Source organism: Paracoccus angustae (assembly GCF_042648745.1).
In the GTDB taxonomy this organism is placed as follows: domain Bacteria; phylum Pseudomonadota; class Alphaproteobacteria; order Rhodobacterales; family Rhodobacteraceae; genus Paracoccus; species Paracoccus angustae.
Map to the genome: position 1 here is coordinate 106686 of NZ_JBHRXY010000004.1, position 24019 is coordinate 130704.

Below are 24019 nucleotides of genomic sequence, written 5' to 3' on the forward strand. Positions count from 1 at the left end.
CTCACATTCCCTCCGGCTTGTTCTCGAACATGGTCTGGCGGCGGCCCCGCAGCACGATGTCGAACTTGTAGGCCAGGAAATCCAGCCGCCGCGAATGCGCCATGTCCAGGGGCGCCACCAGCCGGTCGAGCTGCGAGCGCTTGCGGATCGTGGCCGCGATGGGGCAGAGCGGGATCAGCGGGTCGCCCTCGAAATACATCTGGGTGATCAGGCGCTGGCCGAAGCTGTGGCCGAAGACCGAGACATGGATGTGCATCGGCCGCCAGTCGTTGCCCCGGTTGGGCCAGGGATAGGCGCCGGGGCGGATGGTCAGGAACTGGTAAAAGCCGTTCTCATCCGTCAGCGTCCGCCCGCAGCCGCCGAAATTCGGATCCAGCGGCGCCAGATAGCTGTCCTTCTTGTGGCGATAGCGGCCCCCCGCGTTGGCCTGCCAGATTTCCACAAGCGTGTTCGGAACGGCGCGGTTGTTCTCGTCCAGGACGCGGCCGTGCATCAGAATGCGCTCGCCCACGGCGGGGGCCGCGCCCTTGGTCCAGTTCAGGATCAGGTTGTTGTCCAGCGGGCCGAATTTCGAATGCCCGAAGGTCGGGCCGGTTTCCTCGGACGGGCCGGATTCCAGCGACAGCAGCGGCTGGTAAGGGGATCGCGCGACCGATGTCTTGTAGTCGGGGTAATACGCAAGCGGGTGCGCCTCGCGGTCGCGGGGGATCAGCGGGCCAAGATCGTTCATTCGGATGCCGCCTCCATCTCGGCATAGGTTTGTTTCGCCAGCTTGATGGCGTGGTTCGCGCGCGGGACGCCGGCATAGATGGCGACGTGCTGGAAGGCCTCCATCACGTCGCGCGGGGACGCGCCGGTGCGGGCGGTGGCGCGGATGTGCATGGGGATTTCCTCGAAATTGCCGGTCGCAGCCAGCAGGGCCAGGGTCAGCATGGACCGTTCGCGTTTCGTGATCGCGTCGGACGACCAGACGGTGCCCCAGGCGGATTCGGTGATCAGATCCTGGAAGGGTCCGTCCAGGTCAGTTTTCGCGGCCTCGGCCCGGTCCACATGGGCGTCGCCCAGAACCGCGCGGCGGGTCCGCATTCCTTGCGCGTGGCGGTCGGTCATGGGGCGGTCCTTTCCAGAAAATCGGCCAGCAGCCGGGCCGTGGCTTCGGGCTGTTCGACGCAAGGGATATGGCCCGCGTCCGGGATGACGTGGAAATCCGCGCCGCAAAGGTCTGCCGTGGCGCGGACCAGATCGGGCGGGGTGGATCCGTCCGTGTCCCCCGCCATGGCCAGAACCGGCAGGCGCAGCGCGCGGGTGCTGTCGGTCAGGTCGGCGCCCGCGATGGCCGCGCAGCAGCCGGTGTAACCCGCGACGCTGGTGCGGGTCAGCATGTTGCGCCACAGGGCGAATCCGGGATTCGCGGCGCGGAAGGCGGGGGTGAACCATCGTTCCAGGATCGGATCGGCAAGGGCCTCGACGCCGCCCGCGGTGATCGCGTCGATGCGGTCCTGCCACATCTGCGCCGTGCCGATCTTCGCGGCGGTATCCATCAGCACCAGGGCGCGGACCAGATCGGGCCGCCTGGCCGCCAGCCCCTGACCGATCAGCCCGCCGATGGACAGGCCCACAAAGGTCACGTCGCGCAGGCCAAGCCCGCCGCAGACCGCCTCGGCGTCCGCGACCAGCCGGTCCATCGCATAGGGCGCGGGCGTCGCGTCCGAAAGACCGTGGCCGCGCTTGTCGTAGCGCACGATCCGCAGGCCCGCGGGCAGCAGCGGCAGCAGCGCGTCCCAGACACGCAGGTCGGTGCCCAGCGAATTGGCGAACAGGACCGCGCGGCCGTCGCGCGGGCCTTCGTCGCGGATGTGCAGCGTGATGCCGGATGTGGATATGGTCTGCATCGTTTTCCCCCTTGGCGCGGTTATGGCATGACAGGGCTGCGAATGAAAATTATAATGATGCAATGCCGTCATAACCTGCAAGTTATCCATGCTGCATTCCCACCTGCGCCTGCGCCACCTGCGCTGCTTTCTGGAAACCGCCCGCCTGGGCAGCCTGTCGGCGGCGGCAAGCGCGCTGCATGTCAGCCAGCCCGCCGCATCCAAGACCATCCGCGAGCTGGAGGACATCCTGCGGGTGCAGCTGTTCGACCGATCCGGCCGCAAGCTGGTGCTGACGCCCGCGGGACGGGTTTACCAGGCCCATGCGGGCACCGCCCTGGCCGATCTGGAGCGCGCGCAAAAGCTGGTGCTGTCGCCCCCGCCCGAACGGCCCCGCCTGCATGTGGGCGTGCTGCCCACGGCGGCGACGGGCCTGGTGCCGCGCGCGGCGCTCGCGTTCCGGGAAAGCCGGCCCGACGTGCTGCTGGACGTGATGACGGGGCCGAACTGGCTGCTGCTGTCGCTGTTGCGCGAAGGCCAGCTTGATCTGGTCGTGGGCCGGATGCCGCCCGCGGGCAACACGGAAGGCCTGGGCTTTCGCCGCCTTTACTGGGAACGCGTCGTGCCGGTGGTGCGCGCGGGCCATCCCCTGCTGCGGGGGGATTGGGACCATGCCGACCTGACCCGCCATCCGCTGATGCTGCCGCCTGCGGGGGCGATGATCTCGGGGTCGGTGCGAAGCTGGCTGCATTCCGTGGGCATCACCGACCCGCAGCCCGCCTTCGAGAACGTCTCGCTGGCCTTCGGGCGCGAGGTGGTGACGCGATCCGATACGGTCTGGTTCATCTCGGAAGGCGTGGTCCGCCCCGAGATCGAGGCGGGCGCCCTGGTCATCCTGCCGATCCGCAACGAATTGCTGGGCGGGCCGGTGGGCATTTCCCTGCGCGAGGGCGACGATCCGCGACCCGAGGCGCAAGCCCTGATCGCCGCGCTGGAAGCGGCCGCTCAGTAGGGCAGGCCGACATAGTTCTCGGCCAGGTCGCGCTGCGCGGTTTCCGAGGCGGCCAGATGGGCCAGGGTGGCGCGGCGCATCCGGGCGGCGAAGCTGTCCTCGTTCTCGAAGCGGTGCAGCATGGTCGTCATCTGCCAGCTGAAGCGCATGGCCTTCCAGATGCGGGCCAAGGCGCGGGCGGAATAGGCGTCGATCCCGGCCGTGTCGCCCCGCTTCAAGGCCGCGATCAGGGCCTGATGCAGGTAAAAGACATCCGACACCGCCAGGTTCAGCCCCTTGGCCCCGGTCGGCGGCACGATATGGGCGGCGTCCCCCACCAGGAACAGACGCCCCCACCGAAGCGGCTCGCTGACGAAGCTGCGCAGGGGGGCGATGGACTTCTCGATGGACGGCCCCGTCACCAGACGGGCGGCGGCATCTGACGGGATGCGGCGCTTGAACTCGGCCCAGAAGCGGTCGTCCGGCCAGTCCTCGACCCTGTCGGTCAGCGGCACCTGCACGTAATAGCGCGCCAGGGTTTCGCTGCGCATGGAGGCGAGCGCGAAGCCGTGGGGCGAATTGGCATAGATCAGTTCGTCGGCCACAGGCGGCGTGCGCGACAGGATGCCCAGCCAGCCGAAGGGATAAACGCGCTCGAATTCCTGGCGCTTGGCTGCCGGGATGGTCTTGCGGGAAACGCCGTGAAAGCCGTCGCAGCCCGCGACAAAGGCGCAGGTCAGGCGGCGGCGCTGGCCATCCAGGGTGTATTCGACCGCCGCCCCCGGGCCGTCCAGATCCGCGATGCGCACGTCCTCGACTCCGTGGACGATCGGTGTGCCCATGGCGTCCTGCGCCGCATACAGATCCTGCGTCACCTCGGTCTGGCCATAAACCATGACCCGCCTGCCTGTCAGGCGCTTGAAGTCGACATGGACCACCATGTCCGCGTCCGTGATCAGCGTGCCGTCATGGGGGATGCCTTCCGCGTCCATGCGCGCGGAAACGCCCGCCTCGCGCAGCATCTCGACGCTGCCCCATTCCAGGATGCCCGCGCGGATGCGCGACAGGACGCGTTCGCGCGTGCCGCGTTCCAGGATCACCGTGGCGACCCCCGCCCGGTTCAGCAGTTGCGACAAGAGCAGCCCCGAGGGCCCGCCGCCGATGATGACGACCTGAGTGTCCATGCCCGTTCCTCCCTGTTCCGAGTGCCGCTTAGCCGCTGCGCGGCCCGGCGCGAATGGACGGGACCGGCGGCGGCTGGTATTTTTCGGGCATGGCGACACAATCCGCGATTCCCGCCTTCACCCTGTTCGGCGAAACCGGCGCCTTTCCCGACGTGGTTCATTGCGAACGCGTGTGGGACCGGGCGCGGCTGCACGACTGGACCATCGGCCCGCACCGGCATCACGACATGGCGCAACTGTTCGTCATCCGCCAGGGCAGGGCGCAGGTGCGGCTGGACGGACGAGGCTTCGATCTGGCCCAGGGGCAGGTGCTGTTCGTCCCGGCATTATTCGTGCATGGCTTCCGCTTCGCCAAGGGAACCGAGGGGCTGGTCCTGTCCTTTCCCGGGGCGATCCTGTCCCAGGGGATCGCCGCAACCGAAGGCCCGGCGCGGATCCTGGCGCAGCCGCTTGTGACGCCCCTGGACGCGGGCGTCGACGCCCTGTGCGGCCAGATCCAGTCTGCCTTCGCCGCGGCCGGGCCGTTCCGGGCCAGCCTGCTGGTGGCGCTGTCCCATGCGCTGCTGGTGGCCCTGGCGCAAGCCGCGGCGCAGGGCGGCCGGGATGTCCAGCCGCCCGCCCGCAGGCGCGTGGCGGAACTGGACCGGCTGGTCGTGCGGCACATGGGCGACGGCTGGGGGCCTGCCGATTACGCCGCCGCCCTGGCGATCACGCCGGGCCATCTGAACCGTCTCTGCCGATCCGCGCTTGGCGTCAGCGCGTCGCGCCACATCGAGGCCCTGACCATGACCGAGGCCCGCCGCCTGCTGGCCTTCACCCGCCTGTCCGTGGCCGAGACCGGCTACCGGCTGGGCTTCGGCGACCCGTCCTATTTCTCGCGCCGGTTCCGCGCCGTCACAGGGCAAAGCCCGTCCGACTATCGGCTGCGGTTCGCCTGAAACGGGCGCGGCTGCGCGGAACGGGAACGTGACGGGAAACGCCGCAGGACCGTCCGGCGCTTGGCCGCAGCCATTCGGTGCCGTGCGCGGCGGAACTGAACCATGTCTCGCGGCCAGCGGTCACCCAGGCCATGGCGAATCCGGGACGCGGCAGCGGCCGGAGACGGCCAGAAATGCCGAGGCCTTTCGAGCATGGGGTCCGGCGATCAAAGCGGCGTGCGGTGCATCCGGGTATAAACGGGCGCCATGATCGCCACGTGGACATGACCGCCGCCCGCCGCCTTGATGGTCGCGGCAGCGCGGCGCTTGGCGCCGGGCAAGCGGCTGTTGCCGTCCAACCAGAGCGCGCCGGGCGCCAGATGCGGGACGGCCTGCCGCGCCGCCAGGACGGCGGCCTGCGCCTTCCCCGATCTTTTCCTCGCAGGCGCGCCGGCCGCGCGGTTCCACCCTTTTCGGCCCCGCGCAGGGCGGGACCGTCGGCACCCGGGGCTTCATCCCGCATCGCTGCCACGCGTCCATCGGCGTCTTTGGCGCCGCCGGCGTGGCCGCCGGCTGCACCCTGTCGGGCAGCCCGCCCGCGGATCTGGCGGTGCTGCCGCCCCACGGCCGCTTCCTGACCCATCGGCGCCGCCGAGGTGCCGATCGGACGGCAGGCCCAGGGCACCGTCATCGGCGCGGGCGCCCTGCGCACCGTCCGCAAGCGGATGGCCGCCGCCTTTCCGTGGATGCGCGCCGCATTCCGGTCCGCCGTCACGGAGCCACGCAGTCGGCATAGTGATGCACCACGCCGTCGGGCCCGGCCTCCAGCACAAGGCCGTGGATGTCGGTTTCGAAGCCCGGGCATTCGCGCGCGAATTCGCGGTTGAAGCGCAGATAGTCCACGATCTTGGCGTTGAAGGTCTCGCCCGGGATCAGCAGCGGGATGCCGGGCGGGTAGGGGGTCACGAGGCTGGTGGTGATCCGGCCTTCCAGGTCGTCGATGGGCACGCGCTCGGTCTTGCGCCGGGCGATGTGGGAAAAGGCCTCGGTCGGCGTCATCGCGGGATGGTGGTCGGTCAGGTAGATCTCGGTCGAAAGCCGGGCGACATCGTATTTCGCGTAAAGCGAATGGACATGCTGGGACAGGTCGCGCAGACCCATGCGTTCGTAACGCGGGTGCTTGGCGCAGAATTCCGGCATCACCCGCCACAAGGGCTGGTTGCGGTCGTAATCGTCCTTGAACTGCTGCAAGGCCGCGACAAGGGTGTTCCAGCGGCCCTTGGTGATGCCGATGGTGAACAGGATGAAGAAGCTGTAAAGGCCGGTCTTTTCCACCACCACGCCGTGTTCCGCCAGGTATTTCGACACGATCGAGGCGGGAATGCCTGTTGTGTCGAAGCGCCCCTCGATGTCCAGGCCGGGGGTGATGATGGTGGCCTTGATCGGGTCCAGCATGTTGAAGCCCGGCGCCATGTCGCCGAAGCCGTGCCAGCTGTCCTCGCCGTCGCGCTGCACGCCCTCGCTGTCCGTGCGGCGCAGCACCCAGTCCTTGGTGCGGCCGATGCCTTCCTCCTCCAGCGCCTCGGGGCCCCAGACCTGGAACCACCAGTCGCTGTCGCCGAAATCCGCATCGACCTTGCGCATGGCGCGGCGGAAATCCAGCGCCTCCAGGATCGACTCCTCGACCAGGGCGGTGCCGCCCGGCGGTTCCATCATCGCGGCGGCCACATCGCAGCTGGCGATGATCGAATATTGAGGGCTGGTCGAGGTGTGCATCAGATAGGATTCGTTGAACAGGTGCCGGTCCAGCTTGGTTTCCTCGGAATCCTGCACAAGGACATGGCTGGCCTGGGAAATCCCCGCCAGCAGCTTGTGGATCGACTGGGTGGCATAGGTCACGGCGTGCCGGGTGCGGTCGCGCTTGCGGCCCATGGCGTGATAAGCGCCGTAAAAGGGGTGAAAGGCCGCATGGGGGATCCAGGCCTCGTCGAAATGCAGGTTCTCGACATAACCGTCGAGCATCCGCTTGATTTCCTCGGTGTTGTAGAGAACGCCGTCATAGGTCGATTGCGTCAGCGTCATCATGCGCGGCTTGACCGCATCGGCGTTTACGCCCTCCAGCAGGGGGTTGGCGCGGATCTTGGCGCGGATCGATTCCGGCTCGAACTCGGCGTGCGCGATGGGGCCGATGATGCCCCAATGGTTGCGGGTGGGCCGCAGAAAGACCGGGATCGCGCCGGTCATGATGATCGCGTGCAGGATCGACTTGTGGCAGTTGCGGTCCACCACCACCACGTCGCCGGGCGCGACCGCATGGTGCCAGACCATCTTGTTCGAGGTCGAAGTGCCGTTGGTCACGAAGAAGCAGTGGTCGGCGTTGAAGATCCGCGCGGCATTGCGTTCCGACGCGCCGATGGCGCCGTTGTGGTCCAGAAGCTGACCCAGTTCCTCGACCGCGTTGCAGACATCGGCCCGCAGCATGTTCTCGCCGTAGAACTGGTGGTACATCTGGCCGATGGGCGATTTCAGAAAGGCCACGCCGCCCGAATGGCCGGGACAGTGCCAGGAATAGGAACCGTCCTCGGCGTAATCCAGCAGCGCCTTGAAGAACGGGGGCTGGATGCCTTCCAGATAGGTTCTGGCCTCGCGGATGATGTGCTTGGCCACGAATTCCGGCGTATCCTCGAACATGTGGATGAAGCCGTGCAGCTCGCGCAGGATGTCGTTCGGAAGGTGGCGGCTGGTCTTGGTCTCGCCATGGAGGAAGATCGGCACGTCGGCGTTCTTCCAGCGCACCTCCTCGATGAACGACCGCAGGCTCAGGACGGCCGGGTCCAGGTCGGGACCGGGGCTGAATTCCTCGTCGTCGATGGACAGCACGAAGGCGCTGGCGCGGCTTTGCTGCTGGGCGAACTGCGACAGGTCGCCATAGCTGGTCGCGCCCAGAACCTCGAACCCTTCGCGCTCGATGGCGTCGGCCAGGGCCCGGATCCCCAGGCCCGAGGTGTTTTCGGACCGGAAATCCTCGTCGATGATGACAATGGGGAATCGGAATTTCATTGGCTGTCCTTTTGATCAGCATCGCCGATGCCCGTTCTTTCCAGTGCGGACCCCCCCGTCAAGGCCAAGTCGTCGGGGCCAGGGCGCCGGGCGGCGCCGGTCGCGGCGGATCGGAGCCTTGCGGCCCGGCCCTATCCGAAAGGCGTAAGGCCCCGCCGCGGCCTCGGCCCGGCCGCCGGGGACTAGCCGATGGTGGATACACCCGATGATTTCTTGACGGTCCCGAGCCTGCAAGAGGACATTCGACCTGCGGGGCTTGGGTCTTTCGCGAAAACGGCGCCCTGCCAACGGCGCCGGAAAAAGCCAGGGCTTGCAAAGCTCCGCACGACTATCAGACCGATCCCCCGTGGTTTCGGGGCATCCCGGCAAGGGCCGATGCGCGTCCGTCCACAAGCAGGCGCCGCGGCGTCGCGGGCTGGCTTGCCGAACAAATCCCGGGATCCTGCGCCCGCAGCACACACCACCCGGGTGGATCCACCCCGACACCAGGAAGCGCAATGGCCGACCGCATCAGCTTTTCCACCGTTCAGCTTGCCTCCAGCCTGAACCCGGCCACGGCGCCGAACCCGTTCGGCACGGCCCATGTCGGGGGAACGACCGCCCTGAACAAGAGGGTGCTCGCGGCCATCGCGGGAAACGGCGACCGCGTGCTCGAGGCGGACGAGGACGGGCATGTGCTGGCGGCGGCCAGAAGCGCCGGCGGCGGGATGAAAGGCTCGGCAACGCTCAACGGCATCGAGGATCCGGTGCGCATCAGCGGGCATGGCTGGCAGAACGGTCAGACGGTTGGCGCGCTCGACCTCGACAGGGCGCTTGTCTTTACCGCCGATCGGGGCTTTTCGCTTGGCACGCCGGGCAGCAGGCCCGGGGACAGCCTGACCTGGGCGCTGAACGACAAGGCGGGGGTGGCGCAGCATCTTGATGCCGTCAGCTTCGTCGTGGACACCGGAACGTCCACCGCTCCGGTTGCCGTTTTCCTGGATCTGGACGGGAATGCCGTCGCCTCGGGAACCTATCGGGGCAGCCAGGCGGCGCCGGTCGATGCGCCGCTGTCCTTCCAGGCCCGGCATGGCGACGCGGTCGCCATCGACTTCGCCGCCATGACCCTGACGGTGAACGGCCTGGCCCGGTCGGGCGCCGACGTGGACCTGTTCTTCGCCCGGTATCAGGCCAGCCCGCAGAACGCCATCACCGTCGGTGGCCTCAGGGGTTTTTCCGTCAGGGATCTGGTGCTTGACAGGTCGGACCGGGGCGCGCCGGTCAACACGGCGCCGCATCTGGTGGTGACGCCGACCATGGCCGAGCTTTTCGAGAACGCCCCGACATCCGCGCCGATCAAGATCGCCGACATCGAGATTGTGGACGACGGCCTGGGCACCAACAACCTGACGCTGACCGGGGCCGACGCGCATCTGTTTCAGATCGTGGGCAAGGAACTGTTCCTCAAGGCGGGCGCCGCGCTCGACTTCGAGACGAACCCTCGGCTGGATGTCCGGGTCGAGGTGGATGACCCGGCGCTTGGCGCGGGCCCCGATTCGTCCGGCGGCCTTTCCGTGACCGTTCGCGACGCGATCGAGGGCGACGGGCGCATCAGCTTTGCGCTGGCCCAGCTGGGCACCACGCCCGCCGCCGCGCCCGATCCGATCACCGCCGCGAACCTGAGGGCGGGCACCGCCCTGCGGAACAAGGCGCTTGTCGCCATCGCGGGCAACGGCGACGGCCAGCTGGAGGTCGGCGAAAAGGGGCATGTCCTGGGCGGGGCGGCGAACGCCGCGGGCCGTGTCAACCAGACCAACCTCAACGGCGCCGAGGATCCGGTCAGGATCACCGCCCACGGATGGGTCCAGGCCAACACGGCGGGCGCGCTGGATCTGAACAGGACGCTGATCTTTCACCAGACGAACGGCTTCGGCATCCAGGGCGCGGGCGGCAGGGCCGGCGACAGCCTGACCTGGACGCTGGGCGACCGCGCCGGCGTCGCCCAGGAACTCGACCGGGTGTCGTTTGTCGTCAACACGGCGCAGCCCGGCAAGGCGGTCGAGGTGGCGTTCGACTTTGATGGGGACACGGTGGTCGGGGGCACCTACCGCAACACCGTCGCGGCCACCAAGGACGCCGCCTTGTCGCTGAACCTCGCGGGCGGGGACGCGGTTGTGATCGACTTTCAGGCGAAGACCCTTGCCGTCAACGGCATCGCGCGCAGCGGCCCCGCCATCGACGCATTCTTCGACGCCCATGCGGCCAGCGCGGGCGATTCGATCACCATCGGCGGCGTCGGGCGCACCGGCTTCAACGTCCAGGATCTGGTCCTTGAACGGTCCGACGCGGATGCCCCCGCGAACCAGCCGCCCACGGCGGTGGCCCTGGCCAACGTGCTGTCGGCCCTGCCCGAGGACACCGCCGCCCGGACCAAGGTGGCCGACGTCATCGTGACCGACGACGGGCTTGGCGCCAACGACCTGCGCCTGACCGGCCCGCATGCGGACCTGTTCGAGATCGTGGGAACCGAGATCTTCCTCAAACCCGGGGCGGCGCTGGATTACGAGACGCTGCGCGAGCTGTCCCTGACCGTGGTGGTGGACGATCCCGCCATCGGCGCCCCCGGCTCGGTCGAGGCCAGCGCGGGCCTGACCATCGCCGTGACGGACGTGGTTGAAAACCTGCCCCCTTCGGTCAGCCTGACGCCGGTTCTGCTGTCGCTGCTTGAAAACGCCGACACCCGGCTGCGCGTCAAGGTAGCCGACGTCGCCGTGACCGACGACGGCATCGGCTCCAACGACCTGCGCCTGGCGGGCGATCACGCGGGCCTGTTCGAGATCGACGGGCGCGAGGTTTATCTGAAGGCCGGAACGGCGCTGGATTTCGAGACGATCCGCGAAATGTCCCTGACCGTCGAGGTAGACGATCCCACCTTGGGCGCGCCCGGCATGGCCGAGGGCAGCGCGACCCGCACCATCGCCATCGGCGACGTGGACGAAACCTGGGGCACGATCACGCTGGACGGGTCGCTGGGCGAATGGGACGCCTCGACCCGCCTCGCCGGCGGCGGCGGCTATGCCCTGCACGGCACCTTCCAGGACGGCGCCTTTGTTATCGGCCTGTCCGGCAGCGGCGGATCCATCGGTCCCGGCACGACCTTGTGGCTGAACACCGACCTTGACCGCGCCACCGGCCACCAGGTGTTCGACTGGGCGGCGGGCGCGGAATACCACATCCAGTTCGGCCCCGACGGGCGGCCCGCGCTTTACCGCGGATCCGACGGGCAGACCTTTGTGGCCGATCTCGATCACGTCTTCAACGCCGACCGCACCCGCGTCGAGATCGCGCTTCCCGCAAGCCTTGTCGGCGGCGCCCGGCAGGCGGAACTGTTTGCCGACGTGAACAATGCCGTTTTCATTCCCGGCGACTATACGACCGGCCTGCTGTTCGGCGAGAACAAGCCCCCCTCGGTCGACCTGTCGCCGGTCCAGTTCGCGCTTCCTGAAAACGCCGATACCCGGCTGCCCATCAAGGTGGCCACCATCACAGTGACCGACGACGGGATCGGCGCCAACCAGCTGCGCCTGGCGGGCGATCACGCGGATCTGTTCGAGATCGTCGGGCGCGAGGTCTATCTGAAGGCCGGCACGGCGCTGGATTTCGAGACGATCCGCGAACTGAAGCTGACCGTCGAGGTGGACGATCCCACGATCGGCGCCCCCGGCATGGCCGAGGGCAGCGCGGCCCATGCGATCGGCATCGGCGACGTGGACGAAAGCTGGGGGTCCGTCACCCTGGACGGGTCCACCGCAGAGTGGACGCCCGCAAGCGTCCTGTCCAGCCAATCCGCAGGCGGCGTCGATTACGCCGTCCGCGGAACCTATCAGGAAGGCGCCTTTGTGATCGCCATCCAGGCCGACGGCGGCACCGTCGACGCCAACACGACCGTCTGGCTCAACACGGACGGGAACAAGGCGACGGGCTTTCAGGTCTTCGGTGGAACGGCGGGGGCCGAATACAACATCAACTTCGGCCCCGACGGGCGGCCCGCGCTGTATACCGGCGGCGCCGGGCAGACCTTTGTCGCCCACCTGGATTTCGTCTTCAACCCGGCCCATTCCACGGTCGAGATCGCGCTGCCTTCCTTGCTGGTCGGCGGGGCGAAGCGGGCCGAGGTCTTTGTCGATGTCAACAACAGCGTCTTCCTGCCCGGGGATTACTCGAACGGCCTGACCTTCGGCGAGAAGCCCCCGCTTCTGCCCGTGGACCCGACCGAGCGCATCGCCATCGTTTATTCCGAAACCACCGCCAGCAATTACTTCGACAAGACCGCCTATGGCCAGCTGTTCATGGCGGCCCAGCACCAGGCGATGCAGGCGGGCATTCCCTTCGACATCCTGTCCGAGGCGGATCTGACCGACATCGCCAATCTCGCGGGCTATGACGCCATCGTGTTTCCGGGCTTCAGCCACGTCCGGTCGTCGCTGCTGCAAGGCATCGCCGACACGCTGGCCAGCGCCAGCCAGGACTATGGCATCGGCATGATCGCCATGGGCAACTTTCTCACCAACACCGAGACGGGAGCCGCCATCGCCGGAGACTCCTATGCCCGGATGAAGTCGATCCTGGGGGTCACGCTGGACGGGTTCGGCGCCACCGGCGGCGTCACGCTGCGGGCCGGGACGGGCGGCCACCCGGTGTCCGACGACTACACCGCCAACGAACTGGTGGGTTCCTACGCCAACACCTCCTATCAGACCTTCCGGGATGTTTCGGGCAGCGGGCAGACGCTGTTCACCCAGACGGTGAACGGCGCCGATCTGTCCGCGGTCATCGCCACCACGACCGGCGGGCGCAACGTCCATTTCGCCACCGACGCCGTGTTCGGCAACAACAACATCCTGCACGAGGCGATGAAATGGGCCGCCCAGGGGGACGCCCCCGAGGTTTCCCTGCAAATGACGCGGGGCAGTTCGCTGTTCCTCTCGCGCAACGACATGGACCAGTCACAGGAAATCTACGATGTCGTGACCCAGAACCCGGGCATCTACGACAAGCTGATCCCGATCGTGGAGCAATGGTACCAGGATTTCGGCTTTGTCGGATCCTATTACGTCAACATCGGCGCCAATCCGGCCGAGTTCCAGGACACCGACTGGTCGGTCTCGCGCCCCTATTACCAGCGCCTCCTGGCGCTTGGGAACGAGATCGGAACCCATTCCTTCACCCATCCCCACGACACGAACCTGCTGCTGCCGGACGTGATCACGGAAGCCATCCGGGTCCAGAAGATCGTCGCCAACCCCGATCTTCAGCCGCTTGTCAGCGGCCTGACGCTGGCCCAGATCAACCAGCAGCTTGCCGCGGCCCTTGCCGCCACCGACCCGGCGGGGGCCAGCCCCGTGTCGCGGTCCAGCCTCAGCCCGGTCCAGCAGGCGCTTCTGGAATATTCGTTCCGCTTCCAGTTCGACTATTCGCGCCAGATCATCGAACGCGAACTGGGCCTGACCGGCCTGGGCGGCGCCGTTCCCGGCGCGCCCGAAAAGATGGACGCGTCGCTGGGGATGATGGAATATCTCGGCTACCTGACGGGCGGCTATTCGGGCGTGGGCGCCGGCTATCCGGGCGCCTTCGGCTTTCTGGATCCCGCCAACACGGACAAGGTCTATTTCGCGCCGAACGTTTCGTTCGACTTCAGCCTGATCGAGTTCCAGAACCTGACCCCCGCCCAGGCCGAGGCGAAATGGGCGGCCGAGTTCGAGCAGATCACCGGCAAGGGCTCGACCCCCATCATCCATTTTCCGTGGCACGATTACGGTCCGACGGAATGGGCCACGGGGGGCGTGAACAGCGGCTACACCCTCCAGATGTTCACGAACTTCATCGCCCGCGCCCATGCGAGCGGCACCGAATTCGTGACCGGCGCCGATCTGGCCCGCCGCATCCAGACCTTTGCCGCCACCGATCTGGAGATGGCCGATACCGCCGCCGGCGTCCGCGCCACGGTCACGGGCAGCAACCTGGGCACCTTCGCGCTGGAACTGGGCGAAGGCCGGACCATCGCCCATGCGGGATCCTGGTATGCCTTCAGCGACACCAAGGTCTTCGTGGACCGCGACGGCGGCACCTTCGACATCGCCGAAGGCCCGGCGGTTGCCGATGTCACCCATATCGACGCCTTGCCGATGCGCGCCGACCTGATCTCGGTCATGGGCGACGGGACGGATCTGGCCTTCAGCTTCTTCGGCAGCGGCACAGTGGGCATCGACCTTCGGACCTGGGGCGGCAATTCGGTGGTGGCCGCCGGGGCAGACGGCGGCGCGCTTGCCGGGGACCGGCTGACGCTGGCCTTCGATGCGACCGGCAATCACAGCGCCTCGGTCGATTTCCGGGCGGGCGCGGCCGTGGCGGGCACTGCGGGGAACGATGTCATCATCGGGTCGGACCAGGGGCGGCGCCTTGACGGGGCAGGCGGCAACGACACCCTGTTCGGCGCGGCGGGGGCGGATACCTTCGTGTTCGGACCGGGGGCGGGGTCGGACGTGGTTCTGGACTTCGCCCTGGCCGCGGACCGGATCGAACTGGTCGGCACCGCCTTCGCCACCGCGGCCCAGGCCCTCGCAGGCTTCGCCCAGGCGGCAGGAGGGGTCGAACTGGCCCTTTCGGCCACGCAGAAGCTGTTCCTGGCCGACATCCTGCTTGCGGATCTCGAGGAAAGCCACCTGGTTCTGGGCGGCAGCTTCGTTTGACTCTGCCCGGCGCGCCGGAAAGGATTTTTCCAGATCCGGCTTTTTGCCGCTGATTTGCTTTGCTAGTGTGGCCCTGTCGGTCTGATCGGAGTGGCAGGGCCATGGCCAGGTTTCATACGTCCACGGGCGCCACGACGGTCAGCACCTGGGGCTATGTCCTCCAGGGCGGGGACGGAAAGCCGCTGGATGCGGGCCTGCTGTCGTCGGCCACGCATGATCTTCTGGTGATCGACGCTTCGCGCGACGGCACGGATGCGGGCCGCTTTTCCGCGGGCGAGATCGCGCGGATGAAGGACGGCATGGGCGGGCGGTCCGTGGTGGCCTCCTATATCTCCATCGGCGAGGCGTCGGATTTCCGCGACTACTGGAAGGCGGGCTGGACGGCGGGGGGCACGGCCTCGGGCAGGCTGACGGATCGGGCGCCGGACTGGCTGGGGCCGGTCAACCCGGACTGGCCGGAATCGCGCAAGGTGCGCTACTGGGATCCCGACTGGCAGAAGCTTCTTTTCAACGACGCGGGCACTGGGGATCTGGACGCAATCGTGCAGGCGGGCTTTGACGCCGCCTATCTGGACATCGTGGACGCCTATTACTTCTGGGGCAGCGAGGCCGCGGCCCGGGACCGTCAGGCGGGCGATCCGGTCAACGACCGGCAGGCGGCGCAGCGCATGGTCGATTTCATCGTCGCGCTGACCAGCCACGCGCGGGAAACCAACCCCGATTTCTTCGTGATCCCCCAGAACGGCGCCTTCATCCTGGACGACCTGGGATCCGACAGCGCCCGCAAGGCCGCCTTCCTGGACGCGATCGGCGGCATCGCGGTCGAAGATCTCTACAGCCCCGGCAATGCCGACGAGAACAACCCGATCAGGCCCGACCGGGAACAGATCGCCGTTCTTCAGCGGGATTTCCTGGCCAAGGGCAAGCCGGTCTTCGTCGTGGACTATCTCGACGATCCCAAGCTGATGGCGGCCTTTTACAAGCAGGCGGCCCGGGACGGGTTCATCCCCTATGCCGCGCCCGACCGCGATCTCGACCGGCTGACCGGCAGCCAGGACGGCACCCCCGCCTTCCGGCGGCCGACCGGCGGCGACGACATCTTGCGCGGATCGCAGTTGGCGGACCGGATCGACGGGCTGGCGGGCGATGACCGGATTCAGGGGCGCGGCGGCGCCGACCAGCTTCTTGGCGGCGGCGGCGGCGACAGGCTTGCCGGGCAGGGCGGCCACGACAGGCTGTGGGGCGGCCATGGACGCGACATCCTGATCGGCGGCGGCGGCCACGACCGCCTTGCCGGGAATAGCGGAAACGACGTTCTGATCGGCGGCGGCGGCAGGGACCGGCTGTCCGGCGGCGCGGGGGCGGACCGCTTCGTGTTCGGCTTTGGCCGCGAAACGGGGCCGGGGGCGGGGGCGCGGGACGTGATCGCCGATTTCCAGGCGCATGCCGGGGGCGAGCGGATCGACCTGTCGGGGATCGACGCCAGCCGCGCGACGGGCGGCAACAACGCCTTCGCCTTTCTGGGGACCGAGGCTTTCGACCAGGCCAGCGCCGACGGCGGGCTGCGCTATGTCCAGCGGAACGGCAACACCATCGTCCAGGGCAGCACCGACAGCGACACCGCGCCCGAGTTCGAGATCGAGCTGACCGGCCTTCTCGCCCTGACCGCCGACGACTTCATCCTGTAGGGCGGCCGTTCCTCAAGGGGGTGCGTTGCTGATCGCCTGAACGGGCGGGACGCGGGTTCCGTCAGGAACGGCGTCCCAAGGCCCAGGAAAGGCCGGCGCGCGGCAAAGGCGATGCCCATGCCAGATCAAAGGCGGCGCGGGCGGCAATCCCGATCCCTCGTCAGGGCGGAACCGGACCTTGGGTCAAGGCTGTTGGGCTTGCGACCATCGGATCAGGACCGCGCCATGCCTGTCATCAGCTTTGCCTCAAACCCCCTCGACTGGACCGTCGGCGTCTTTTCCGTCGCCGACGACCGGGGAAACGTGACCGCCCGCCGCTATTGCTTCGGCCCCTATGTGGTGACCTGGCACTGACAAGCCGGGCAGACCGCGCTTCAGGCGAACATCGTCAAGGTCTCGGAACGGCGACGAAAATGCGGCATCTTTAGTCACCGTTGCAAGAAGGGTGGCGGGTGTTCTCGTCAAACCCGGGCCACCGCGGCCGGGTCAGGTCAGGTCAGGTGCTTGTGCTTGGTTTCGGGCGCCCACAGGACCGACAGCACCAGCCCCAGCAGCGGAAAGCCCGCCATCAGGATCAGCGTGGCCGAAAAGCCCAGGCGTTCCAGCAGCCAGGGCAGCAGCCAGGTCACGCCCGCCGCCGACACGCGCGAAAAGGCGGCCGAAAAGCCGATCCCCGTCGCGCGCAGATGGGTGTCGAATATCTCGGGCGGATAAACGAACTCGATGTTGTTCGCGGCAGGGCCGATGAACATGTAGACGGCAAACAGCGCGATCACCAGCCCCGTCGGCGCCTGCGGAAACAGCCCAAGCGCCAGAAAGGTCGCCAGGATGATCGAAAAGGTCCAGATGACGAAGCCGCGCCTGCTCATCCAGTGGAGCATCAGCACTCCCGCGATCGCGCCCGCGATCTGGATGGCGTTCAGCGACAGATCCACCGCCAGCGATCCGTCCAGGTCCAGAGAGGCCAGCACCGGGGCCATAAAGGTGAAGATCGCGAAGAACGGCCCCACCTGGCAGAACCAGAACAGACCTGAATAAAGCGTCAGCCGCCATTGTTTTGCCGTGAACAGTTCGGCCACGGATGCGTGCCGGGGATTCAGGTCCACATGGGGGATGCCGTATTCCGGCCCGAAATGCTTGTCCACCACGGCGCGCGCCTCGGCCTCGCGGCCTCGCGCCTTCAGCCACATGGGCGTTTCCGGCAAGGTCAGCCGCAGCATGAAGGTGATCAAGGCCGGCACCACGCTGGAGGCCAGAAGCAGCCGCCAGTTGTCGCCGTCGTAGAACGATCCGATCATAAAGGCGACGGTGAAGCCCGTCTGCCAGCCGACCGAAAAGCAGCCCAGCAGCACGCCGCGGTCCCGGCGCCGCGAGAACTCGGCCAGAACCGAGGATCCGACCGCATACTCCACCCCGATCGCCAGCCCGAGCGCAAGCCGCAACGCCACCAGCTGCCACACATCCTGCACGAAGACTTGCAGCAGCGACAGCACGACAAAGGCGAACAGGTTCCAGCCGAAGACCGGCTTGCGGCCGTAACGGTCGGCCAGGTTGCCGAAGAACATGCCGCCGAAGAACACGCCGATCAGCGCGCTGGACGCGATCAGCCCCTGGCTCAGCGCCGACAGGTCCAGTTCCGCATCGGCAAGCCGCAGGGCCGGGCCGACGATGCCCAGCACATACCCGTCCAGCACCGCGCCGCCCAGCACCGCCGCCGCGGCGACGACGTGGATCGGCCGCAGCGGCGCCTCGTCGATGGGCAGGCGGCCGGAACTGTCCGGCAGCGCCGCTGCGGACGAAAGGCTGACAGCCATGAAATCTCTCCCTCGCTTCGGAACGCAAGGCGCTGTTTCGTGTCGGTGATGGCGATCAGCCCTGCCCCGCACCTTCTCCCGCTTCCCGCCGCCATCCTCCCGGGAAGTGCGGCGCAGGATTTGCCGCCAGGGTTGCGCGACGTCAATCGCCGTCGTGCGGCAGCTAAAGGGACGGACGCGGAAAACACCTTTCGGATCAAGGCGGCGGGCATCGCGTCTGTCGCAAACCTACCGCCGGCCTGACGCAGGCGTTCGGTCCCGCGGGCGCCTAGTCCTGCGCGGCCTGGTCCAGAAGGCCGCGGATCCAACGGCCGGCGAGCCAGGCGGCGGGAATGCCAAGCGGAACCGACAGGGCCAGCGCCAGGGCGGGCGGCAGCGCGGCAAGCCCCAGGGCCTGGCCCATCAGCCCCAGCATGAACAGGTTGATGGCCACCGCCGCCGCCGCGAAGACGTAAAGCAGCAGCGCGAGCCTCCACACCGGCCAGCGGTCATCCATGGCAATCCCCTTGGTTCGGCCACGGGAACGATGGCGCGGATTTCCGCAGCCGTCCTTGACTTTCGACAAGGATCGCCGCGCCCCGAACCGTCAGGCTGCCCCCATCGACAACAGCTTCGGGAGACCCCTCGCCATGCGCGAAGTCCTGACGAAGAGCATGGCCCGGAACATCTTCTATGGCGGGTCGCTGTTCTTCATCCTCATCTTTCTGGCCTTGTCCGTGCACAGCCACCTTTATGTGGTGCGCGTGTCCACGGCCGATGCGCCGCTGACCGCCAGCGTCGCGGCGGGCAAGCATGTCTGGGAACGGCACGCCTGCATCAACTGCCATTCGATCCTGGGCGAGGGCGCCTATTTCGCGCCCGAACTGGGCAACGTCATGACCCGCTGGGGCGTCCAGGACGACCCCGAGGCGGCCTTCGAGGTCATGAAGGCCTGGATCGAATCGCAGCCCTCGGGGATCGAGGGGCGCCGCCAGATGCCCCGCTTCGAGCTGTCCGACCCCGAGATCCGCGAGATCACCGACTTCCTGCTGTGGACCAACAAGATCCGCACCCAGGACTGGCCCCCGAACGACGCGGGCTGATTGGAGACCGTCATGAAATATCGAACCCAGAAAATCGCCCTGGTTTATATCGCGGTGGCGCTGGCGCTGTTCGCCACCCAGGTGACGATGGGCCTTGTTATCGGCTTCATCTATGTCCAGCCGAACTTCCTGGCGGATGTCCTGCCCTTCAACGTGGGCCGGATGATCCACACCAATTCGCTGGTGGTCTGGCTGCTGACCGGCTTCTTCGGCGCGGCCTATTTCCTGATCCCCGAGGAATCGGAGCGCGAGATCCATTCGCCTTTCCTGGCCTATCTTCAGCTGTTCATCCTGGTGGTGGGCACGCTGGGGGCGGTCGCGACCTATTTCTGGAACCCCTGGGAGGGGAACTGGTTCGTCGGCACCCAGGGGCGCGAGTTCCTGGAACAGCCGACCTGGGTCAAGGTGGGCATCGTGGTGGCCGCGCTGATCTTCCTCTACAACGTCACGCTGACGGTGCTGAAGGGCCGCAAGACCGCGATCACCAACATCCTGCTGATCGGGCTGTGGGGGCTGGCGCTGTTGTTCCTGTTCGCCTTCTACAACCCGGCGAACCTGGGCCTCGACAAGCAATACTGGTGGTACGTGATCCATCTGTGGGTCGAAGGCGTGTGGGAACTGATCATGGCCGCCATCCTGGGCTTTCTGATGCTGAAGCTGACGGGCGTCGACCGCGAAGTCGTTGAAAAGTGGCTGTATGTCATCGTCGCCACCGCGCTGTTTTCCGGCATCCTGGGCACCGGGCATCATTACTACTGGATCGGTCTGCCGGGATACTGGCAGTGGATCGGCTCGATCTTCTCGTCCTTCGAGGTGGTGCCGTTCTTCGCCATGATGGCCTTTGCCTTTGTCATGGTCTGGAAAGGGCGGCGCGACCATCCGAACAAGGCCGCGCTGTTGTGGTCGCTGGGCTGTTCGGTGCTGGCCTTCTTCGGCGCGGGGGTCTGGGGCTTCCTGCACACGCTGCACGGGGTGAACTATTACACCCACGGCACGCAGGTCACGGCGGCGCACGGGCACCTGGCCTTTTACGGCGCCTATGTCTGCCTCAACCTGGCGCTGTTTTCCTATGCCATGCCGATCCTGCGCAACCGCGACCCCTACAACCAGGTGCTGAACATGGCCTCGTTCTGGCTGATGTCGGGGGGGATGCTGTTCATGACCTTCACGCTGACCTTCGCGGGCACGGTGCAGACCCACCTGCAACGCGTTCTGGGCATGGGCTACATGGAAGTGCAGGACCAGATCGCGCTGTTCTACTGGATGCGCTTCGCATCGGGCATCGCCGTGGTCCTGGGGGCGGTGCTGTTCATCTATGCGCTGGCCTTTCCGCGCCGCGAGGTGGTCCGCCCCGGCCCGCTGGAGCGCGAGCGTCTGGCCCGCAACCCCGACAATATCGCTGCGGAGTGAACCCGATGGATGGTAATTTCAACTTGAAGGGGGCCCATGCTCCCTTCTACCTGCCCCAGGCCGACGAATGCGACATCTTCGCCGCCGCTTACGCCAGGAACCTGCCCCTGCTGCTGAAGGGCCCCACCGGCTGCGGCAAGACGCGCTTCGTCGCGCACATGGCGGCCCGGCTGGGACGGCCGCTTTTCACGGTGGCCTGCCACGACGACCTGTCGGCGGCCGACCTGATCGGGCGATACCTGCTGAAGGGCGGGGAAACCGTCTGGGTGGACGGCCCCCTGACCCGCGCCGTGCGCGAAGGGGCGATCTGCTATCTGGACGAGGTGGTCGAGGCGCGCAAGGACGTGGCCGTGGTCCTGCATCCCCTGACCGACGACCGCCGCATCCTGCCCATCGACCGCACCGGAGAGGAGTTGCAGGCGGCCCCCGGCTTCATGCTGGTGGCCTCCTACAACCCCGGCTACCAGAACATCATGAAGACGCTGAAGCCGTCCACGCGCCAGCGGTTCCTGTCGGTCGAATTCACCTTTCCCCGGCCCGAGCATGAAATCCCGGTGGTGGTGCGCGAAAGCGGGCTGGACGCCGACCGGGTGGCGCTGCTGGTGCGGCTGGCGGGCAAGCTGCGGGGTCTCAAGAGCCAGGATCTGGAGGAAGGCGTGTCCACGCGCCTGGTCGTTTACGCCGCGACCCTGATCGCGGGGGGCATGGCGATGGACCGCGCCATCCGCGCCGCCATGATCGAGCCGCTGACCGACGACGCCGAGATCCGCGCCGGGCTGACGGATCTGGTCGTGGCGGTGACGGGCTGACGCCATGGACCACCTTGAGATCGCCCCCTGGGAACCCGAGGAAACCGTGGGCAAGCTGTGGCACCGGCTCGCCTCGCGCATGGATCCGCCGCCGCGCTTTCCCGACGCGGCGGTCCGGTTCGACAACATGCGCGGGCGCATCGCCGTGCTGTTCCGGGGCCTTGGCGGGGCGGCCGACGTGGAGCTGAAGCCCGTAGCCGACCAGGCCAGCCGCCACCGCGTGTCCTGGCGCCGCAGGCTGGCCTTCGACGGCGAACACCTGGCCCGTGCCAGCTTCGACGGCGGGGCGCTGCGCCTGCCCGCCGAACTGGCGGTGTTTCCCGACCGCGACGACAACGCCGCGCTGTATCTGTGGCTGGCCGCCGCGTCGGCCCACGCGCCGGGTTTCGCGCCCGAAGCCGATCCCTTCCTGGCCGACCTGGCCGCGATCCGCGCGGGCGTGGCGATGGCCCAGGCCACGCTGGATGCGGCGCCGGGGCTGCGGCCCTTGTGGTCGCGGCTTGCCGCCGCCCATCTGGCGCGGCGCAGCCGCCCGCGCTTGTCGGGGACCGAGGCGGGGGTCGAGGCCCTGGTGCGCCACCTTCTGGGCGACCCGGTTCCGCCCGAACCGGGGCTTCTGGCCGGACACCTGGCGCCGCCCCTGCATTGGCGCGCCCCGCGCGGATACCGCGCCGTCCTGCCGGTGCCGATGTGGCCCGACCTGCGCGCCATGGGCCGGGGCACGGGCGATCCCGTCGCCAGCGTCCCCACCGGCGGCACGCCCGAGGAAGCGGGCGACGGCACCGCCCGCAGGACGCGGCGGCTGAAGGCGGACGGGGCGGAACGCAAGGACAGCCTCATCCTCTACAAGTTCGAGGCGATGCTGACCTGGGCCGAGATGATGAACATCAACCGCCGGGTCGAGGACGACAACGGCGACAACGCCAAAAAGGCCGCCGCCGACCACGAGGAGATCGTGCTGGGCCAGGTCTCGAAAGCGCCCGCCACGAGGCTGAAGCTGCACCTGGACCTTGCCCCCGAGGACGCGGACCGCGAACGGGTGGCGGGCAAGCACACCTATCCCGAATGGGACGCGCGCGGCGGCACCTGGATGCCCGACCATTGCCGCGTGCTGGCCGCCCCCGTGGACCCCGCGCCCGATTGCGCGGGCATCGCCGACCCCGCCGCCCGCCGCCGGATCGAGGCCGTGCGCCGCCAGTTCCAGGCCTTGCGCCCGGCCCGGCTGATCCGTCCCGCCCAACCCGACGGCGAGGATCTGGACCTGGACGCCGCCCTGCGGTCCGTCGCGGACCTGCGCGCCGCCGGGCGGGGCAGCGACCGCATCTGGCGGCAGGCCCGGCCCGAGAACCGCGATCTGGCGGTTTCGATCCTGCTGGACGTGTCGCGGTCCACGGAAAGCGCCGTCACGGGCCGTCCCGTGATCGACATCGCGCGCGAGGCGCTGACGGCGCTCGCCTGGGGGCTGGACGCCTGCGGCGACCGTTTCGCGGTGCAGGGATTCTCGTCCCTGAAACGCGACCGGGTCTGGATCCACGAGTGCAAGTCCTTCGGCGAACCCATGTCGCGCGGCATCGAGGCGCGCATCCACGCCCTGCGGCCCGGCTTCTACACCCGGCTTGGCGCGGCGGTCCGCCATGCCTCGGCGGGGCTTGCGCGCGAAGGGCGGTCGCGCCGGCTGCTGATCGTCATCACCGACGGCAAGCCTAACGACCTGGACCATTACGAAGGCCGTCACGGCATCGAGGACAGCGCCATGGCGGTCCGAGAGGCCCGGCGCGCCGGTCACGCGGTTTTCGGGATCACCATCGACCGCGCCGCGCAGGGCTGGTTCCCCCGCATCTTCGGCCGGGGCGGCTTTTGCGTCATCGGCGACCCGAACCGGCTGACAAGGGCCTTGCCCGAGATCTATCGCCAGCTGGTCATGTGATGGACATCGACGAGCTTCCGGGCGAGCTGATCATGTGGGTGCTGATCGTATCGGAACTGCTGGTCTTCGCGGCGGGCGTCACCGCGATGTCGGCGATGCAGCTGACCGACCCGCCGGGGTTCTCTGCCGCCCGCGCCATGCTGGACGGGCGGATGGCGGCGCTGAACACGGTTGTGCTGGTCACGTCCGGCCTGCTGGCGGCCCGCGCGGAACAGGCGGCAGGGGCGGGCGACCGGCGCGGGGCGCGCGTGGCGCTGACGGGGGCGGCGCTTGGCGGGCTGGCGTTCCTGGGCGTCAAGGCGGTGGAATATGCCCGCGACCTGGCGGCGGGGGCGGGCATGGACGGCCACCCGTTTTTCACCTTCTATTTCCTGCTGACGGGCTTTCACGCGGCCCACGTGATCGCGGGCGTGGCGGTGCTGGTCCTTGTCGGGATCCGCGCCCGCCCCGACGGGGTGCAGGCGGGCGCGATGTTCTGGCACATGGTTGATCTGGTCTGGGTGATGATCCTGCCGCCGATCTATCTGATGGGATAAGG

The 24019-nt window shown here is 67.9% G+C and carries 18 protein-coding genes; 10 read left to right on the plus strand and 8 right to left on the minus strand.

All coding sequences use genetic code 11. The features are described 5' to 3' along the window. Position 1 precedes the first annotated feature (1 nt). From pcaH to pcaD, 3 genes are read right to left on the minus strand one after another with little or no spacing between them, the layout of a single operon-like run. Complete coding sequence (gene pcaH, locus ACFOM8_RS07625) at positions 2-730, minus strand: protocatechuate 3,4-dioxygenase subunit beta (protein WP_377760829.1); 729 nt, start codon at positions 728-730, stop codon at positions 2-4. Then, positions 727-1110 carry a 4-carboxymuconolactone decarboxylase gene (gene pcaC, locus ACFOM8_RS07630; protein ID WP_377760830.1) on the minus strand — a complete coding sequence of 128 codons (384 nt, stop codon included), beginning with the start codon at positions 1108-1110 and terminating at the stop codon, positions 727-729. The genes pcaH and pcaC overlap by 4 nt, the downstream gene beginning before the upstream one ends. Next, positions 1107-1892 carry a 3-oxoadipate enol-lactonase gene (gene pcaD / locus ACFOM8_RS07635; protein ID WP_377760832.1) on the minus strand — a complete coding sequence of 262 codons (786 nt, stop codon included), beginning with the start codon at positions 1890-1892 and terminating at the stop codon, positions 1107-1109. The genes pcaC and pcaD overlap by 4 nt, the downstream gene beginning before the upstream one ends. Positions 1893-1980: 88 nt before the next feature. Here pcaD and ACFOM8_RS07640 point away from each other — a divergent pair, with 88 nt between their 5' ends. Continuing rightward, positions 1981-2883: a LysR substrate-binding domain-containing protein gene (locus tag ACFOM8_RS07640; protein WP_377760834.1), complete on the plus strand. Its 903-nt coding sequence runs from the start codon at positions 1981-1983 to the stop codon at positions 2881-2883. Here the strand turns inward: ACFOM8_RS07640 and pobA are convergent. Continuing rightward, positions 2877-4046, minus strand: a complete 1170-nt coding sequence (gene pobA, locus ACFOM8_RS07645) for a 4-hydroxybenzoate 3-monooxygenase (RefSeq protein ID WP_377760836.1) — start codon at positions 4044-4046, stop codon at positions 2877-2879. The genes ACFOM8_RS07640 and pobA overlap by 7 nt on opposite strands. 53 nt (positions 4047-4099) lie before the next feature. Between pobA and ACFOM8_RS07650 the strand changes: the two genes are divergently transcribed. Next, complete coding sequence (locus tag ACFOM8_RS07650) at positions 4100-4984, plus strand: helix-turn-helix domain-containing protein (protein ID WP_377760838.1); 885 nt, start codon at positions 4100-4102, stop codon at positions 4982-4984. A 206-nt stretch (positions 4985-5190) separates the two neighbouring features. On the opposite strand, the gene ACFOM8_RS07655 is transcribed toward ACFOM8_RS07650, so the two are convergent. Both ACFOM8_RS07655 and ACFOM8_RS07660 read right to left on the minus strand, forming a co-directional pair. Then, complete coding sequence (locus tag ACFOM8_RS07655) at positions 5191-5322, minus strand: hypothetical protein (protein ID WP_377760840.1); 132 nt, start codon at positions 5320-5322, stop codon at positions 5191-5193. Between the two features lie 412 nt (positions 5323-5734). Further along, the gene (locus ACFOM8_RS07660; RefSeq protein WP_377760842.1) at positions 5735-8023 is read right to left on the minus strand and encodes an Orn/Lys/Arg family decarboxylase; all 2289 of its coding nucleotides are present in this window, start codon (positions 8021-8023) and stop codon (positions 5735-5737) included. Positions 8024-8520: 497 nt separating this feature from the next. Here ACFOM8_RS07660 and ACFOM8_RS07665 point away from each other — a divergent pair, with 497 nt between their 5' ends. The 3 genes from ACFOM8_RS07665 to ACFOM8_RS07675 all read left to right on the plus strand — a co-directional run bounded on the left by ACFOM8_RS07665 (position 8521) and on the right by ACFOM8_RS07675 (position 16793). Then, positions 8521-14751, plus strand: coding sequence for a hypothetical protein (locus ACFOM8_RS07665; RefSeq protein ID WP_377760844.1), 6231 nt, complete (start codon positions 8521-8523; stop codon positions 14749-14751). Positions 14752-14852: 101 nt separating this feature from the next. After that, positions 14853-16439, plus strand: a complete 1587-nt coding sequence (locus tag ACFOM8_RS07670; protein WP_377760846.1) for an MJ1477/TM1410 family putative glycoside hydrolase — start codon at positions 14853-14855, stop codon at positions 16437-16439. Between the two features lie 225 nt (positions 16440-16664). After that, positions 16665-16793, plus strand: coding sequence for a hypothetical protein (locus tag ACFOM8_RS07675; protein WP_377760847.1), 129 nt, complete (start codon positions 16665-16667; stop codon positions 16791-16793). A 137-nt stretch (positions 16794-16930) separates the two neighbouring features. On the opposite strand, the gene ACFOM8_RS07680 is transcribed toward ACFOM8_RS07675, so the two are convergent. Together ACFOM8_RS07680 and ACFOM8_RS07685 are read right to left on the minus strand one after the other, a co-directional pair. After that, positions 16931-18253, minus strand: a complete 1323-nt coding sequence (locus ACFOM8_RS07680; RefSeq protein WP_377760849.1) for an MFS transporter — start codon at positions 18251-18253, stop codon at positions 16931-16933. A gap of 268 nt (positions 18254-18521) precedes the next feature. Next, positions 18522-18749 carry a hypothetical protein gene (locus ACFOM8_RS07685; protein WP_377760851.1) on the minus strand — a complete coding sequence of 76 codons (228 nt, stop codon included), beginning with the start codon at positions 18747-18749 and terminating at the stop codon, positions 18522-18524. A 133-nt stretch (positions 18750-18882) separates the two neighbouring features. Between ACFOM8_RS07685 and ACFOM8_RS07690 the strand changes: the two genes are divergently transcribed. Genes ACFOM8_RS07690 through ACFOM8_RS07710 form a run of 5 tightly spaced genes read left to right on the plus strand, consistent with a single transcriptional unit; the run spans position 18883 to position 24017 of the window. Further along, a complete protein-coding gene (locus ACFOM8_RS07690) occupies positions 18883-19335 on the plus strand; it encodes a c-type cytochrome (RefSeq protein WP_377760853.1) in 453 nt (150 codons plus the stop codon). 12 nt (positions 19336-19347) lie between these two features. Beyond that, on the plus strand, positions 19348-20745 hold the full coding sequence (locus tag ACFOM8_RS07695; RefSeq protein ID WP_377760855.1) for a cbb3-type cytochrome c oxidase subunit I: 1398 nt from the start codon (positions 19348-19350) through the stop codon (positions 20743-20745). A gap of 5 nt (positions 20746-20750) precedes the next feature. Next, positions 20751-21554 carry a CbbQ/NirQ/NorQ/GpvN family protein gene (locus ACFOM8_RS07700; protein WP_377760857.1) on the plus strand — a complete coding sequence of 268 codons (804 nt, stop codon included), beginning with the start codon at positions 20751-20753 and terminating at the stop codon, positions 21552-21554. 4 nt (positions 21555-21558) lie between these two features. Continuing rightward, positions 21559-23481, plus strand: a complete 1923-nt coding sequence (locus ACFOM8_RS07705) for a nitric oxide reductase activation protein NorD (protein WP_377760859.1) — start codon at positions 21559-21561, stop codon at positions 23479-23481. Continuing rightward, the gene (locus tag ACFOM8_RS07710; RefSeq protein WP_377760861.1) at positions 23481-24017 is read left to right on the plus strand and encodes a cytochrome c oxidase subunit 3; all 537 of its coding nucleotides are present in this window, start codon (positions 23481-23483) and stop codon (positions 24015-24017) included. The genes ACFOM8_RS07705 and ACFOM8_RS07710 overlap by 1 nt, the downstream gene beginning before the upstream one ends. Positions 24018-24019: the final 2 nt, after the last annotated feature.